The organism is Streptomyces sp. NPDC047117, assembly GCF_040643545.1.
Taxonomy (GTDB): domain Bacteria; phylum Actinomycetota; class Actinomycetes; order Streptomycetales; family Streptomycetaceae; genus Streptomyces.
Genome location: NZ_JBEYUN010000001.1, coordinates 632,310 through 646,332, shown reverse-complemented (window position 1 = coordinate 646,332; position 14,023 = coordinate 632,310). Strand labels below are relative to the sequence as shown.

Here is a 14,023-nt window from a genome sequence, read left to right as displayed (position 1 = left end):
GTGCGTCAGCGGGTGGCGGCGCGCTCGGCCTCCACCTGCTCCAGCGACTTGCCCGCCGTGTTCGGCATGAACAGGCCGATGACGGCGCAGATGAGGAGCGAGACGGTGAGGAAGGCGGCGACCGGCGCGATACCGGTGCTCGCCAGGGCGGGTACGAAGAACGACCAGATGCCGAGCACGACGCGGGAGGTGCCGAAGGTGATGCCCTGCGCCGTGCCGCGCAGCATCGTCGGGAAGACCTCCTGGCTGATCGTCTTGTAGACGGCCTCGCCCGCCATGGCCTGGCCGACACCGAACAGCACCACGTTGAACACGATCACGGGCAGCGTGAACGGGAGGAAGAGGAAGACGCCGTACGCGCAGACCTGCATGACCGAGCCCGCGATCCACATCGCCTTGCGGTACCGGTGACCGCGGTCGGCGTACCGCATGTAGACCGCCACCGTACCGACGATCACCAGCGCGAAGCTGGCGCAGGAGAGGCCCACGCTGGTGGCCTGGCTGCCCGCGCCCAGGCTCTTGACCATGTACGGGGTGAAGATGCCGTTCGTGCCGGCCGCGAGGTTCCAGAAGAGGTAGATGCCGCCGGTGAACAGCAGTGCCCGCAGATGGGCGCCGCGCAGCAGGTCACGCACCTTCGGGCGGGCGGCGCCGGCCTGCGCCGCGGTCCGCCAGACCGCCGACTCGACCATGCCGCGACGCATCGCGTACGTCACCAGCGCGACCACGAACAGGTGCAGGAAGACGATGCGGATGCCGAGCAGCCCGAGGTCGGACAGGGCCAGCGCCAGCAGCAGCACGACCACCGGGCCGAGACTCCAGGTCACCTGCGTGAGCCCGAGCAGTTTGCCGCGCGCCTTGGCGGGCGAGAACTCACCGACGAGCGCGAGCGAGGTCGGCACGTCGGCACCGACGGCCAGGCCCACGATGAAGGTGCCGGCGAAGAGCATCAGCGGATTGACCGCGAAGGCGATGAGCAGGATGGCCGCGGCGTACACCAGCAGGTCGTACTGGTAGATGCGCTTCCGGCCGAGCTTGTCGCCCAGCCGCCCGCCGATGAACGCGCCGATCGCCGCGCCGATGGCGTTGGGGCCGATGGCGGTGAGCGCGCCGAGTCCGTTCTGGGAGAGGCCGAAGCGGTCCTGGAAGAAGGCGAGACCGGAGCTGAGCGCGACGATCGACCCGGCGTCCAGGTACGACGCCATGCCGGCCAGCCCGGTCCACTTCCACTGCTGCCGCGATACGGCCCCGTCCCCGCCCGGGACGTCCTCGGAGGGTGGGGTGCTCTGCAGGGATGTCACCTGGACTCCTTCGTCCTCGCACTGTCGTGAAGCGGGCTGCGCGGAGCAGCCGTGTCGCGTCGTGTTGAAACGACTCAAACAATGAGTGCGTGTAGCTCGGGGGTCAATACCCGGTGTGCAACTTTTCTCTGAAACCTTTCAATCTCTCGCTGGGGCTGTTGGGACGGAAGTGGCGACCGGACGGGCCGGGGGTGAGGGTGGCCGCGGGACCGGCTTCCTCTCGAGGCTGTCGGGTCGCCTCGCGGGCCCTCGCGAACCCCCTCCGAAAAGTGTCTCCAGAGGGTCACAAATGCCCTCTGGCCAGCGACTTTTGTCAGTGGGGCGGGGTAATATAGAAGCAGTGTTCGAGAGAGCTCACGGGGGGATCCGGGGCTCTCGACCACGACAGGAGGGACCCTGTGACGGCTGCCGCAATGACCCCGACGTCCGCTCTGTTCGACCTTCCGTACTCCCCGCTCGCCAAGAAGCCGCTGCCCGCCGGCCGGCCCCGCGAGTGGTACATCGCCCACAACCGCCGGCTGAAGGCCATGCGCCTGGCCATCGCGCTGCTCGACTCCGGCGTGCACACGCCGGACCGCGCACCGAACCGGCTCATCCGCGACACCGCCGCGCTCGTCGGCATCCACCGCCCGTCCGACACCACCTGCCACATGGTCCGCACGCTGATGCGGTACACCCGCTGACACCACTCCTGAACGCACAGGGAGGGGCGGCCCGATCTTCCGGGCCGCCCCTCCCGCGTGTCCGGACCCGCCCCACACCACCCGCCGCACCGGTCTGTTGCTCCGCGGACTGCCGTGGTTCTCTGGGTACTTGACGCTGCGCTCGGCGACGGGGGGACGATCGCCATGACGGAACTCGCGGAACTGGCCTCGGCCGGTGCCCTGGCGGTCATCCAGGCCGCGGGCACCGACGCCTGGTGGACGATGCGGGACGGACTGGTCCGGGTGTTCGGGAGGGGGGACGCGGCCGAGGCCCGTGCGACCGCCGCGCGCCTCGACCGTACCGCCGCCGAACTGACCGCCGCCGACGACGACCAGTACCGCCCGGCCCGCGAAGCCGCCCGCGCCGCCTGGTGCGTACGCCTCACCGACCTGCTGGAGGGCATGCCGGAGAGCGAGCGCGCCGAAGCCGGGGAACAGCTCGCAACACTGCTCGCCGCCGTGCCGACGCCCGGGACACCCTCGCCGACCGCCGGCGACGGCGGACTGGCGGTGCACGGGGACGTGTCCGTACAGGCGGAAGGGGGGTCCGTCGCCGGTGGCGTCATCAACGGAGGCGTACGTGTCGGGGACCCTTCCCGGCCGGGTGGCACGCCGGGCTGAGGCCACCTGGAACGCCGGAACCGCACATCGAAGCCCGTACCTCGCTCTTCGCGCACACCGGCGCGGTCGCCGCCGGGCGCGTCGGTGCCCTGCACGTCCATGCGGCCGTCCCGTCCCCGTCGGGAACGCCGGGGAGCCGGTCCCTCGCGGTACCCGCCGGGCGGCTGGACGACGCCTTCACCGGCCGCGAGCCGCTGCTGCGCGAGCTGGACCGGGTGCGGGACGCCCCGCCGGGCGATTGCCGGAACCTGGTGCTGTGCGGTCTGGGCGGCTGCGGCAAGACCACCGTGGCGATCGCCGCCGCCCGCTCCGCCGCGCGGAACGGCGTCGAGACGTGGTGGGTCTCGGCCGCCACCCGGCCCGAACTCCACGACGGCATGCGACAAGTGGCCGTACGGCTCGGCGCCGGCGACGCCGAACTCACCCGCGCCTGGAGCGGCATGGACAGCGCCACGGATCTGCTGTGGCGGATGCTGGGGCGGCATCCCCGGCCGTGGCTGCTGGTGGTGGACAACGCGGACGACCCGGAGCTGCTGGCCGCCGAGGGAGGCACCTTCGCGGACGGGACGGGGTGGCTGCGGCCGGTGCCGGCGGGGTCCGGGACCGTGCTCGTCACCAGCCGCCATCGCAATCCGCAGGCTTGGGGCGCCTGGTGGCGGCTGCGGACGGTCGGCCCGCTGACCCGGCCGGAGGCCACGCGGGTCCTGATGCGAGTGGCCGGACCCGGTGCGGGCCCGGCGGCCGACGCGGCCGCACTCGCCGACCGGCTGGGGCGGCTGCCGTTGGCACTGCGGCTGGCCGGAGCACAGCTCGCCGCGGCGTCCGGAGCCCCGTGGCCCGATACCGTCACGACCTTCGACGCCTACGGGCAGCAACTGGCGGCGGGCGGCTGGCAGCAGTTACTGGAACCGGAGGAGGCCGGGATGGCCGAAGGGGACCGTGCACCCCGGCGCATCGTCAGCCGGACCTGGGAACTCTCGTTGGACCACCTCGCCCGGCGAGGTATGCCGGAGGCGCGCGAACTGCTGCGGCTGCTCGCCTTCTTCGCCGAGGCGCCCGTACCGTACGCGCTGCTGGCCCCATCGGTCCTCGGTGCGCCCACCGGCGTACTGCCCGGCCTCGACGGAACGCGTCTGTGGCGGCTCCTGAGGGCCCTCGCCGACCTGCACCTCATCGACATCCCGGAGGACGGACCCCAAAGCGGCAGCGCGGCGCCGTCCGGGAACAGCGCCGCGCGCGTTGCGGGCAGCGGGACGGAACGCACCGCAGACGCCGGGAACGAGGGTACGGACGACGACCCGGACGGCGACGGTGCCGAAGCGCTGCGCGATGCCGTCCGCCTCCACCCGCTGGTACGTGCCGCCAGCCGCCTCCAGGGCGAGGTGACGATGCGGCAGGCCGCGTACCTGGAGGCGGCGACGGACCTGCTCGCCGCGGCCACGCAGGGCGAGTCGCACGTCTCCCCGGAGGACCCGGCGCGCTGGCCCCTGTGGCAGGCGATCACACCCCATGCCCAGCACCTCCTGCGCGAGACCGGCGCACACGCGGCCGGTTCCGCACGGGCGGTGGCACAGGCGGTCCGGGTGGCCGTGGCCACCGGTCGCGCGCTCCGGGCCCGCGGGCTGTACGGCCAGGCCGAGGAGACCTTCGCCGCCGCCTTCGAGACCGGCCGGCGAGCCCTGGGGGAGGGGCACGACGCCACGCTGACCGCCCACCACGAGGTTGCCGCCATGCACCACGCCCGCAGCCGGCTCGCAGAAGCGGAAGCCGGCTTCCGGGACCTCGTGCGCCACCGGAGCGCGGCGCTCGGCCCCGACCATCCGCAGACACTCCTGAGCCGCCACATGCTGGCGTACGTCCGGCACGACCAAGGACGGCTCACGGAGGCGGAAGCGGAGTACCGGGCAGTGCTGCGGACCCGCACCCGCGTGCTGGGCGAGACCGATCCGCTGACCCTGGCCACCCGCTATCGCGTGGCCCGCGTCCTGGGCGACCTGGGCCGCCCGGCGGAGGCCGAGACCGAGTACGCGGCAGTGCTCGCCCTGCGGACCGAGGTGTTCGGCGCCGCACACCCCCGCACACTGATCGTGCGCCGCGAACTCGCCCGTCTGCACCACGACATGGGCCGCCCGGACCTCGCCGGGCCGGAGTTCGACGAGGTCATCGCGGTGCAGCGGCAGGTGCTCGGCAACACCCACCGCGACACACTTCTCAGCCGCAGCTGCCGCGCGCGGCTCTGGCAGGAACAGGGCCGGACGACGCGGGCCGCCGCGGAGTTCCGGGAGGTGCTCCGGGACCTCACCACGGTGATGGGGGAGGACCACCCGTACACCGTGACCGCCAGGCGCTACCTGGCAGAGGCGCTCGACGAACCGCCCGGGCCGCCCGGGGCCGGCGGCAGCGTGCCCGGCTGATGCCGCGTCCGGTCCGTGACGTACCCGGCCGGACCCCCTCGCTCAGGGCAGGGCGACCGAGGGGGCTTTTGCCGGGGGGAGGGCCGGGAGGTGGGTGGTGTCCTGGGCCGGGGGAAGCAGGAGGGTGAACCAGACCGTCTTGCCGACGTTGGTGGGGCGGGTGCCCCAGGCGGCGGCGAGGGCCTCGACCAGGATCAGGCCGCGGCCGTTCTCCTCCATGCTCTCCGCCAGGCGGGCCCGGGGCCGGGGCACGCTGTTGTCGCTGATCTCCACGCCCAGTTCGCGGACGCTGTGCCACACCCGCAGGCCGATCGGGCCCTCCGCGTGGCGCACCCCGTTGGTGAGGAGTTCCGAGGCCAGCAGCAGCGCGGTGTCCGCCAGCCCCGCCAGCCCCCAGGCCTCCAGGCGCTGCCGCAGGAAACGCCGTCCGGCCGGTACCGAGACGGCCTCGCCGGGCAGCTCCGTCTCCGCGGTCTCCAGTGGAGCCGTGGGGAAGCTGACGAGCAGCAGGGTCACGTCGTCGGAGTACGCCGCGGTGTCCGGCAGGAGGGTGCGCAGGACCCGGTCGGCGGCTTCCTCCATGCCGTCGGCGGTTTCCCGCAGCCCTTCGGCGCTGGTGAACACCTGCTCCAGCGTGGTCGCCAGCAACGCCAGCTGGTGGTCGAGGTCGCCGTGCGCGCTCTCCACCAGGCCGTCGGTGTACAGCGCGAAGGCCGTGCCCGCCCGGATCGGGAAACGGACCTGCTGGTGCGGTACGCCGCCCACGCCCAGGGGGATACCGGTCGGCATCGCCAGCTCACGCACCGGCGCGTCCGGCTCGATGAGGAGGACCGGCAGATGCCCGGCCGAACAGGCCGTCACCTCACCCTGCGCCGGATCGGCCTCCAGGTAGACGCAGGTGACGAACTGTTCGGGCAGGTCGTGGGTGAAAGCGTCCAGGGCCCGCATCAGTTCCCACGGCGGAAGGCCGGCCAGCGCGAGGGCACGGGCCGCGGACCGCAGCTGCCCCATCACCACGGCCGCGTCCAGGCCGCGCCCCATCACGTCCCCGACGAAGACCCCCACCCGCCCGGCGCCCAGGTCGATCAGGTCGAGCCAGTCCCCGCCGACGCCCTGCCCCTGCGTCGACGGCAGGTAGCGGCTGGCCGCCCGGGCCCCGGGGATCTGCCGCGAGGACCCCATGAGGTTCAGCGCCAGGGAGATGTGCCGCTGCTGTGCGTACAGTTCGGCCAGCTCCGTCTCGGCGCGCTTGCGGTCGGTGATGTCGCGCATGATGGAACAGGCGGCGGTGATCGTGCCGTCCTGGGCGCGGATGGGCCACAGGGTGACGTCGATGTCCAGGATGCGCCCGTCCTTGGTGGTGCGGCGGGTCTCGTAGTGCTCGATCCGCACGCCGCGGGCGATGCGCCCCAGCAGCTCGTCCTCCTCGCTCTTGAGGTCGGGCGGTACGAGCATGCCGACGTGGCGGCCGACGGCTTCGGCGGGCGGGTAACCGTACAGGCGCTGGGCTGCCGCGTTCCAGAACGTGATCTCCCCGCCGAGGGTCTTGATGAGGATCGCGTCCTGGGAGGACTCGACCACCACCGCCAGCTCGTCGACGCGTGCCTCGGCACGTTTGCGGTCGGTGATGTCCCGCATGATGGAACAGGCGGCGATGACGTTGCCGTCCTCGTCGCGGAGGGGCCACAGGGTCACGTCGATGTCCCGGACCCGGGCGTCGCTGGTGGTGCGGCGGGTCTCGTAGTGCTCGATCCACTCGCCGCGGGCGATGCGCCCCAGCAGCTCGTCCTCCTCGTCCTTGAGGTCGGGCGGTACGAGCATGCCGACGTGGCGGCCCAGCGCTTCGGCGGGGGTATGGCCGTACAGGCGCTGGGCGGCCGCGTTCCAGAAGGTGATGACCCCGTCGAGGGTCTTGATGAGGATCGCGTCCTGGGAGGACTCGACGAGCCCCTGAAAGAGTCCGTACCGGCTCCCGTCGCCCCGCAGCGCTTCGATTGACAATTGGTGCCTCGCTTCACATGGCGCCACCGCACCCGGACAACGAGGCCACGGCCCCCTGTTCGCCCTGCGATCCGCGCCGTCCAACACCTGCTGAGATGCCCGACATTGCAGCACATCGCCTGTCAGGAGCGTTAACTTGCAGGTATTTGACCGCGCCGGTTCGTAGTTGAATTCTTTGTGCACCCCTCCGGAAGATCACGGAGCGTATTGGGACCACTGGAACCACCAGAAGCGATCCGGGGAAGTTGCCGTCGAACGGCAGCCGATACGGCCGCCGTTCGGGGCGGCGTCAGCTCTTCTGCAACGCGTCGATCAGATCCTCCTCGCGGTCCTTCGTGAGCGACGTACGGAGCACGACGGGCTCGAAGGGACGCAGCGCCTCCCGTACCCGGTCCGGCGTCGACCGCCGTACGAGGGCGAAGACCGCCGCCCGGCCCGGCTCCAGCGTGCCCGCCACTTCCTTGATGAACGCGTCGTTGACCCCGACGTCGGTGAGCTTGCCGATGAGCGCGCCGGAGGCGGCGCCGACGGCCGCGCCGAAGACGGGCATCAGGAACAGCATGCCGAGCAGCGTGCCCCAGAGGGCGCCGCCCGCGGCCCCGGCGGCAGCGGGGTGGTACGTCTGTTCCACATGGATCTTGCCGTCCTGCGTCCGCCACGCCAGCGCGGCGTCCTCCAGGTCGAGCAGCTCCTGCCGGGAGAGATCCTTCCCCAGCCGCATGACGGCCTCGGCCTTCTCCTTGTCGGGGAAACCGAGCACGACGAGATCGGTCATCGAAGCCTCCTACGGATCCGGCGGATCCCGGGTCCCATTGAGCCGCTGTACACGCCGCCGGGCGTCACCCGGAACGGGTGAGGTCGCGTCCCGGAGGTCCGCGGTACCAGTCGTGCACCACCGTGCTGGCCGCGATTACGTCCTGGAGCGACCTGCCGTACCGGCTGACCGGGATCCAGAGCAGCCCCCACGGGAAGACGACGCACAGCACCGCCCGCAGCAGGGCGCGGCCGGGGCCGAGCGGCCGCCCCGACCGCCCGGCCACCCGAAGCCCCATGAGCCGGCCGCCGACGGTGCGGCCGGCGGTCAGCCAGCTCCCCGCGAGGTAGCCGACGGCGAGCGCGGCCGCGCACCCGGAGCTGACCCGGGGCGGCAGGTGCGGCAGGGCGAACGGCGGCCCGGTCACCATGAACCGGAGGGCGCCCGCGGCCAGCAGCGTCACGAGCCCGAGGCCGAGCACGACGCCGGTGTCGACGACGGCCGCGAGGGCACGGGAGACGAGCCCGGCCGCCCGCCCCTGCATCGCGGCCGGGCCGGGCGGCGGCGCGGACGCCGTCACGGCGCCTCGGGGCGGGTGGCGTCCGGGGGAGGGGCGGGTGTGGGACCCACGCCGCCGTCCCTGCGCAGCAGCCGTCCCGCGGCCCGGTTCACGAGGTGGTCGGCGCGCATGGCCCGGAGGCGGAACGCGTCGACGGTCTCCTCGGCCATCCCGCCGCCCGTGTCCCGCACGATCCGGCCGATGTCGATCTCCTTGAGCACCTGCTCGACGATGGCCGCCAGATCGATCCGGGCCAGCACCGCGTCGATGTCGACGCGCTCGGCGATCCGGTCCACGTCTACGCGCTCGGCGATCCGGTCCACGTCGACGCGGTCGGCAACTCGGTGAACGTCGACCCGGTCCGCGATCCCGTCGACGTCGACTCGTTCGGCCACGCGATGGACGTCCACCCGGTCCGCGATCCGGTTCACGTCCACCCGGTCCGCCACCCGGTGGACATCGACCCGGTCCGCGATCCGGTCGACATCCACTCGCGCCACCACGGATTCCACATCGACTCGTGCCACCACGGCGTCCAGGTCCAGTTGGTCGAGCACGGCGTACACCGCGGTGCGCACCGCCGACCGGAGCGACGCGAGGACCGCCGCTCGCACCGCCGACCGGGCGGCGCCCGCCGCCTCCGTCACGCCGGCCGGTACGAGCCACCGTGTCACGGCCCGGCTCCACGTGACGGCCCGTCCGCCGAGCGACACCGCGCCGAGCACGCCCCGCCCGGTGTGCCGGCACAACGCCGCCCCGACATGCCCCTTCACCCGGGCATCGCAGCACACCGGCCGGGTGCCCGCCTCCTCCGTTGCGGGTGACCGGACGCGGGTGACCGGACCGGCGGCGGAGCGAAACGGGGAAGCGCTCAGCTCCGGTACACGTCCACGATCCGGTCGATCACCGCGGCGGTGGTGCGCAGTTCCTCCTCGGAGAAGCCGTGCAGCGCGTCGGAGAGCCACTGCCGGCCGGTCGCCTCGGCGCGCAGTACGACGTCCCGGCCCCGGTCGGTGACCTCGGCCCGGCGTACGCGCTGGTCCCCGGGCTCGGCCGTGGTCCGCACCAGGCCGAGGTCCTCCAGGCGCCGGACCTCGCGCGTCACGTGCGGGGCACGGACCAGCAGCGCCTCCGCGAGTTCGCCCATCCGCAAGGGGGCGGGGGCGGCCGCGAGCGCCCGCAGCAGGGCGAGGGAGCCGCGGTCGACGGCTACTCCCGACTCCGAGCGGAGCCGCTTGTGTGTGCGGTTTCCGGCCATTACGTAGGCGAGGCCGGAGAGGGCGGCGTGCAGGTCGGTTATGGGTTCCCGGTCGGGGGATTCGGTGTGGTCCACGCCCCGATCATGTCGCAGTGGCGGGGAGCGTGGGCGGCACGGGGCGCGCATACGGGCTGGCGAAAAACGTGCCTCTTGCATGTACCGGCTTGGACGAGGGGATTCCGGTGCGCTGATCGCGGTGTTAGCGTCAGCGGCACGTAGTTACTTTTGTTAAGTAATGCGCAGGCAATGTCCGACCGAGGAGTTGGCAAGGAGTGCTGGAGAACGCGCCAACTGCCGCTCCGTACAACCGCATTCGCACCCCGCCTGTGCGGAGCCAGCTCCGCGGGGGAGCAAGAGGAGAAACCGTGCGCATCATCATCGACGAGGACAAGTGCTGCGGTGCCGGGCAGTGTGTGCTGGCGGCGCCCGAGGTGTTCGACCAGCGGGACGAGGACGGCGTCGTGGTCCTGCTGGACGCCGAGCCGCCGGCGGAGCAGCACGCGGCCGTCACGGAGGCCGCGCAGATCTGCCCCGCGGCGGCCATCGCGCTCGCCTGACCCACCGTCATCACCGGCTCCTGCCCGCCCCACCGTGGAAGGACAACCATGACCGAGGCTCCCGCCGCCCCTGCCCCCGCCCTCACCACCCGACGCGCCCCCGGCTGCCCCTTCGACCCGCCTCCCGTGACCCAGGAGCTGCGCGAGCAGGCGCCCGTGACCCGTGTGTCGTTGTGGAACGGCTCGACGGCGTGGCTGGTCACCCGGCACGAGGAGCAGGTCGCGGTGTTGCGCGACCCGCGGATCAGCGCGGACAACCAGCATCCCGGCTACCCCAGCGTCAGCGCGTCGTTCGAGGCGACCCGGGCCCACAACCGCACGTTCATCACGATGGACGAGCCCGAACACAACGCCCAGCGGCGCCGTTTCACCGGTGACTTCACCATCAAGCGCACGCAGTCCCTGCGGCCGCGCATCGAACGGATCGTCACCGACCTGCTGGACTCCATGGAGCAGACGGGCCCGCCGGCCGACCTGGTCACCGCGTTCGCGCTGCCGCTGCCGTCCCTGGTGATCTGCGAACTGCTCGGCGTGCCGTACGAGGACCACGACTTCTTCCAGCGGTGCAGCGCCGTCATGATCGACACTCGCAGTGCGCCGGAGGCCGCCCTCGCCGCCTCCCAGGAACTGCTCGCCTACCTCGCAAAGCTGGTGGAGTCCAAGGCGGAGCAGCCCGGCGACGACCTCCTGAGCCGGCTCGCGGCCCAGTACCTGCTCACCGGCGAGAGCACCGTCGACGAGTGCGCCAAGCAGGCCCGACTGCTGCTGGTCGCCGGGCACGAGACCACCGCCAACATGATCGCGCTCGGCACCTGCGCCCTGCTCCAGCACCCCGAGCAGCTGGCCGCGGTCCGGGACGGCAGTCCGCAGCGGGTCGCCAACGCGGTCGAGGAACTGCTGCGGTACCTGACCATCACGCACATGGGGCGGCGCCGCGTCGCGGTCGCCGACATCGAGATCGGCGGGCAGCTCATCCGGGCCGGTGAGGCCGTGATCTGCGCCAACGACCTGGCGAACCGGGACCCCGAGGTCTTCGCCGACCCCGACCGGCTCGACGTGGACCGGGCCGCCCGGGCACACCTCGCCTTCGGTTCGGGCCCCCACCAGTGCCTGGGCCAGAACCTCGCCCGCATCGAACTTCAGCTCGCCTATCCGGCGTTGCTGCGCCGCTTCCCGGGCCTCCGGTTGGACCGCCCGCTGGAGGAGCTGCCCTTCCGTACGGACATGGCGGTCTACGGCCTGCACGAACTGCCGGTCAGCTGGTGAGACACCGGCCCGCCCCGCGGGTCCGGCCGTGCCGGGTACGGGCCCGCAGGCGGGCCGGGTACGCCGGGACGCGCGTCCGTACCGAACGGCGTCCCGGTGCGGTCAGCCGACCGGGAGCCGACTGCTGATCTTGTGCGTCCTGCGGGCCGTACGGGCCCGCAGGGCCGCCTCGCGGCGTGCCTGTTGCGCCGCGTGCCGCCCCTGCCAGGCGAGTGACGGCTTGCCGTGGGTGTCGGCACCGGCGATCAGCAGCCCGCCGAGCATCGAGAGGTTCTTGAGGAACTGGATGCGCTCCTGAGTGCGCGTCTGTTCGTCCTCGGCCTCCCAGAACCGGTGCCCGGCGAGCGTCGTCGGCACCAGGGTGGCGGCGATCGCCAGCGCGGACAGCCGCGGCAGCCGACCGATCGAGAGCAGCGAACCGGCGACCAGCTGGACACCGCCGCTGAGCTTGACGAGCTGTTCGGTCTCCTGCGGCAGACCGGGCACGCGCCGGGCGATCGGCTGGACCACCGGCTCGGCGGCCGGGACGAGGGGCTCGGGGTTGCGGAAGGTCTGGTAGCCCTGGATGACGTAGGTCGAGGCCAGCATGGGCCGGGCGAGAAGTCGCAGTAGCAGCATGGCCCACGAGTGCCCCCTTCGGTCGGTCCTCATCCCTCGCCGCGGTCCTCGCCGCTCGGATGGGCCACATCGTGGACCGTACGGTTGCGGACGCCCGCCGCACACCGTAGGGGGGCCGGGGCCGTGGGGTGGGGCCGGCGGGCCCTTCACTCTTCGCCCGGCACGGTCTTTACTTCAGTCGTGACCTATGAGATCCGTACCCTCCCCGGCGGCGCCCGGACCGTCCACCCGCAGCCCGGACCACCCCGGGACGACCGGGCCGGCCGGGTGGTGGCCGTCAGCGACCTGCACGTCCGGTACGCGGAGAACCGCGACATCGTCGAACGGCTGGAACCGGAGTCGGCCGACGACTGGCTGCTGGTCGCCGGGGACCTCGGCGAGTACGTCGCGGACATCCGCTGGGCCCTGGAACGGCTCGTCGAGCGCTTCGCCAAGGTCGTCTGGGTGCCGGGCAACCACGAGCTGTGGACGCCGGGCGACGACCCGGTGCAGCTCCGCGGCGTCGCGCGCTACGAGCATCTGGTCGGCATCTGCCGGGAGCTGGGCGTCGTCACCCCCGAGGACCCGTATCCCGTGTGGGAGGGCGCGGGTGGCCCGGTCGTGATCGCGCCCCTGTTCCTGCTCTACGACTACACCTTCCGCCCGGCGGGGACGGCCACCAAGGAAGCGGCGCTCGCCGTGGCCGAGAAGGCGGGCGTCGTCTGCACCGACGAGTTCTTCCTGCACCCCGACCCGTACCCGACGCGGGACGCGTGGTGCCGGGCCCGGCTGGCGGTCACCGAGGCCCGGCTCGCCGCCGTCCCGGAGGACCTGCCCACCGTCCTGGTCAACCACTTCCCGCTCGTCCGCGAGCCGGTCCGGCCGCTGCGGTACCCGGAGTTCGCGCTGTGGTGCGGTACGGAGGCGACGGCGGACTGGCCGCGCCGCTTCCGCGCCACCACGGTCGTCCACGGCCATCTGCACATCCCCCGGCTGGTGATGTGGGACGGCGTGCCCCACCAGGAGGTGTCCCTCGGCTACCCCAGGGAGTGGCGGCAGCGGTCCGGCCCCCAGGGGCGGCCCGTCCAGATCCTCCCGCCCGTGACCGCACCGGCCGCCGCGCCCAGCGGGAGCCCCGCGTGATCGACAAGCTGCTGCCGGCGCCCGTGGTCACCGCAGAGACCTTCCACGACGCGCCGGTCTCGGAGATGTTCCCCGAGGAATGGGCGCTGGTGGACCAGGCCGTACCGAAGCGACAGCTGGAGTTCGGCACCGTACGCGGCTGCGCCCGCGAGGCGCTCGGGCGGCTGGGATTCCCGCCGGCGCCCCTGCTGCCGGGTGCCGACCGTGCGCCGCAGTGGCCGGACGGTGTCGTGGGGGCGCTGACCCACTGCGACGGCTACCGTGCCGCCGCGGTCGCCCGCGCCACCGACGTGCTGACGCTCGGCCTGGACGCGGAGCCGCACGCGCCGGTGTCCGACCCGGGTGTGCTGGAGCTGATCGCCCTCCCCGGGGAGCGGGCCGAGGTCGCCCGGCTGACCGCGCTGGTCCCCGAGGTGTGCTGGGACCGGCTGCTGTTCAGCGCGAAGGAGAGCGTCTTCAAGGCCTGGTATCCGCTCGCCCGCCGCTGGCTGGGCTTCGAGGACGCGCGGATCACCCTGGACCCGACGGACGCCACCTTCACCGCCCGGCTCCTCGTCCCGGGGCCGGTGGTCGAGGGCCGGGAGCTCACCGGATTCACCGGCCGCTGGCTGATCGAGTCGGGGCTGGTGACGACGTCCGTGGTGATGCCGGCGAGCCGTACCTGAGCGCCCCGCAGCCGTACCTGAGCGCCCCGCGGCGCCCGTCACGTGCGGGGATGCGGGGCGGGAGGGGCGGGCGCAGCCTGGAGGGGGAGGGTGTGCGGGGGAGCATAACGAAACGTTTGCGTTTCGCTCGGGGCCGGGCGTACGCTCGAAGAGGGTAAGAGTACGAAACCGTTTCGATCCGCT

At 72.7% G+C, this 14,023-nt stretch carries 14 protein-coding genes; 7 read left to right on the top strand and 7 right to left on the bottom strand.

The genetic code is table 11. The features are described 5' to 3' along the window. Positions 1–5: 5 nt before the first annotated feature. On the bottom strand, positions 6–1,301 hold the full coding sequence (locus ABZ840_RS03025; RefSeq protein ID WP_361552227.1) for an MFS transporter: 1,296 nt from the start codon (positions 1,299–1,301) through the stop codon (positions 6–8). A 413-nt stretch (positions 1,302–1,714) separates the two neighbouring features. Between ABZ840_RS03025 and ABZ840_RS03020 the strand changes: the two genes are divergently transcribed. The 3 genes from ABZ840_RS03020 to ABZ840_RS03010 all read left to right on the top strand — a co-directional run bounded on the left by ABZ840_RS03020 (position 1,715) and on the right by ABZ840_RS03010 (position 5,040). Next, complete coding sequence (locus ABZ840_RS03020) at positions 1,715–1,984, top strand: hypothetical protein (protein WP_361552423.1); 270 nt, start codon at positions 1,715–1,717, stop codon at positions 1,982–1,984. 165 nt (positions 1,985–2,149) lie between these two features. After that, complete coding sequence (locus ABZ840_RS03015; RefSeq protein WP_361552224.1) at positions 2,150–2,626, top strand: hypothetical protein; 477 nt, start codon at positions 2,150–2,152, stop codon at positions 2,624–2,626. 215 nt (positions 2,627–2,841) lie between these two features. Continuing rightward, complete coding sequence (locus ABZ840_RS03010; RefSeq protein WP_361552221.1) at positions 2,842–5,040, top strand: tetratricopeptide repeat protein; 2,199 nt, start codon at positions 2,842–2,844, stop codon at positions 5,038–5,040. A 42-nt stretch (positions 5,041–5,082) separates the two neighbouring features. On the opposite strand, the gene ABZ840_RS03005 is transcribed toward ABZ840_RS03010, so the two are convergent. The 5 genes from ABZ840_RS03005 to ABZ840_RS02985 all read right to left on the bottom strand — a co-directional run bounded on the left by ABZ840_RS03005 (position 5,083) and on the right by ABZ840_RS02985 (position 9,687). After that, positions 5,083–7,041 (bottom strand): PAS domain S-box protein, encoded by a 1,959-nt coding sequence (locus ABZ840_RS03005; RefSeq protein WP_361552218.1) that lies wholly within the window; start codon positions 7,039–7,041, stop codon positions 5,083–5,085. Positions 7,042–7,330: 289 nt separating this feature from the next. Continuing rightward, a complete protein-coding gene (locus tag ABZ840_RS03000) occupies positions 7,331–7,816 on the bottom strand; it encodes a DUF1269 domain-containing protein (RefSeq protein ID WP_361552215.1) in 486 nt (161 codons plus the stop codon). 64 nt (positions 7,817–7,880) lie between these two features. Then, positions 7,881–8,375, bottom strand: a complete 495-nt coding sequence (locus ABZ840_RS02995; RefSeq protein ID WP_361552212.1) for an RDD family protein — start codon at positions 8,373–8,375, stop codon at positions 7,881–7,883. Beyond that, complete coding sequence (locus ABZ840_RS02990) at positions 8,372–9,028, bottom strand: hypothetical protein (protein WP_361552209.1); 657 nt, start codon at positions 9,026–9,028, stop codon at positions 8,372–8,374. The genes ABZ840_RS02995 and ABZ840_RS02990 overlap by 4 nt, the downstream gene beginning before the upstream one ends. Positions 9,029–9,225: 197 nt before the next feature. Beyond that, positions 9,226–9,687, bottom strand: a complete 462-nt coding sequence (locus ABZ840_RS02985; RefSeq protein WP_361552206.1) for a MarR family transcriptional regulator — start codon at positions 9,685–9,687, stop codon at positions 9,226–9,228. 290 nt (positions 9,688–9,977) lie between these two features. On the opposite strand from ABZ840_RS02985, the gene ABZ840_RS02980 reads away from it, so the two are divergent. Next, positions 9,978–10,169, top strand: a complete 192-nt coding sequence (locus tag ABZ840_RS02980; protein WP_361552203.1) for a ferredoxin — start codon at positions 9,978–9,980, stop codon at positions 10,167–10,169. 48 nt (positions 10,170–10,217) lie between these two features. Continuing rightward, complete coding sequence (locus tag ABZ840_RS02975; protein WP_361552200.1) at positions 10,218–11,435, top strand: cytochrome P450; 1,218 nt, start codon at positions 10,218–10,220, stop codon at positions 11,433–11,435. Positions 11,436–11,537: 102 nt separating this feature from the next. Here the strand turns inward: ABZ840_RS02975 and ABZ840_RS02970 are convergent, their stop codons facing one another. Then, on the bottom strand, positions 11,538–12,053 hold the full coding sequence (locus tag ABZ840_RS02970) for a DoxX family protein (RefSeq protein ID WP_361552197.1): 516 nt from the start codon (positions 12,051–12,053) through the stop codon (positions 11,538–11,540). A gap of 267 nt (positions 12,054–12,320) precedes the next feature. On the opposite strand from ABZ840_RS02970, the gene ABZ840_RS02965 reads away from it, so the two are divergent. Together ABZ840_RS02965 and ABZ840_RS02960 are read left to right on the top strand one after the other, a co-directional pair. After that, a complete protein-coding gene (locus tag ABZ840_RS02965; RefSeq protein ID WP_361552420.1) occupies positions 12,321–13,175 on the top strand; it encodes a metallophosphoesterase in 855 nt (284 codons plus the stop codon). Beyond that, positions 13,172–13,840 carry a 4'-phosphopantetheinyl transferase superfamily protein gene (locus ABZ840_RS02960; protein WP_361552194.1) on the top strand — a complete coding sequence of 223 codons (669 nt, stop codon included), beginning with the start codon at positions 13,172–13,174 and terminating at the stop codon, positions 13,838–13,840. Before ABZ840_RS02965 ends, ABZ840_RS02960 begins: the two co-directional genes overlap by 4 nt. The last annotated feature ends 183 nt before the right edge of the window (positions 13,841–14,023 follow it).

Coding starts and splice junctions, on each gene's coding strand:
- ABZ840_RS03020 (WP_361552423.1), top strand. CDS start 1,715: ATGACCCCGACGTCCGCTCTGTTCGACCTTCCGTACTCCCCGCTCGCC.
- ABZ840_RS03015 (WP_361552224.1), top strand. CDS start 2,150: ATGACGGAACTCGCGGAACTGGCCTCGGCCGGTGCCCTGGCGGTCATC.
- ABZ840_RS03000 (WP_361552215.1), bottom strand. CDS start 7,816: ATGACCGATCTCGTCGTGCTCGGTTTCCCCGACAAGGAGAAGGCCGAG.
- ABZ840_RS02975 (WP_361552200.1), top strand. CDS start 10,218: ATGACCGAGGCTCCCGCCGCCCCTGCCCCCGCCCTCACCACCCGACGC.
- ABZ840_RS02970 (WP_361552197.1), bottom strand. CDS start 12,053: ATGCTGCTACTGCGACTTCTCGCCCGGCCCATGCTGGCCTCGACCTAC.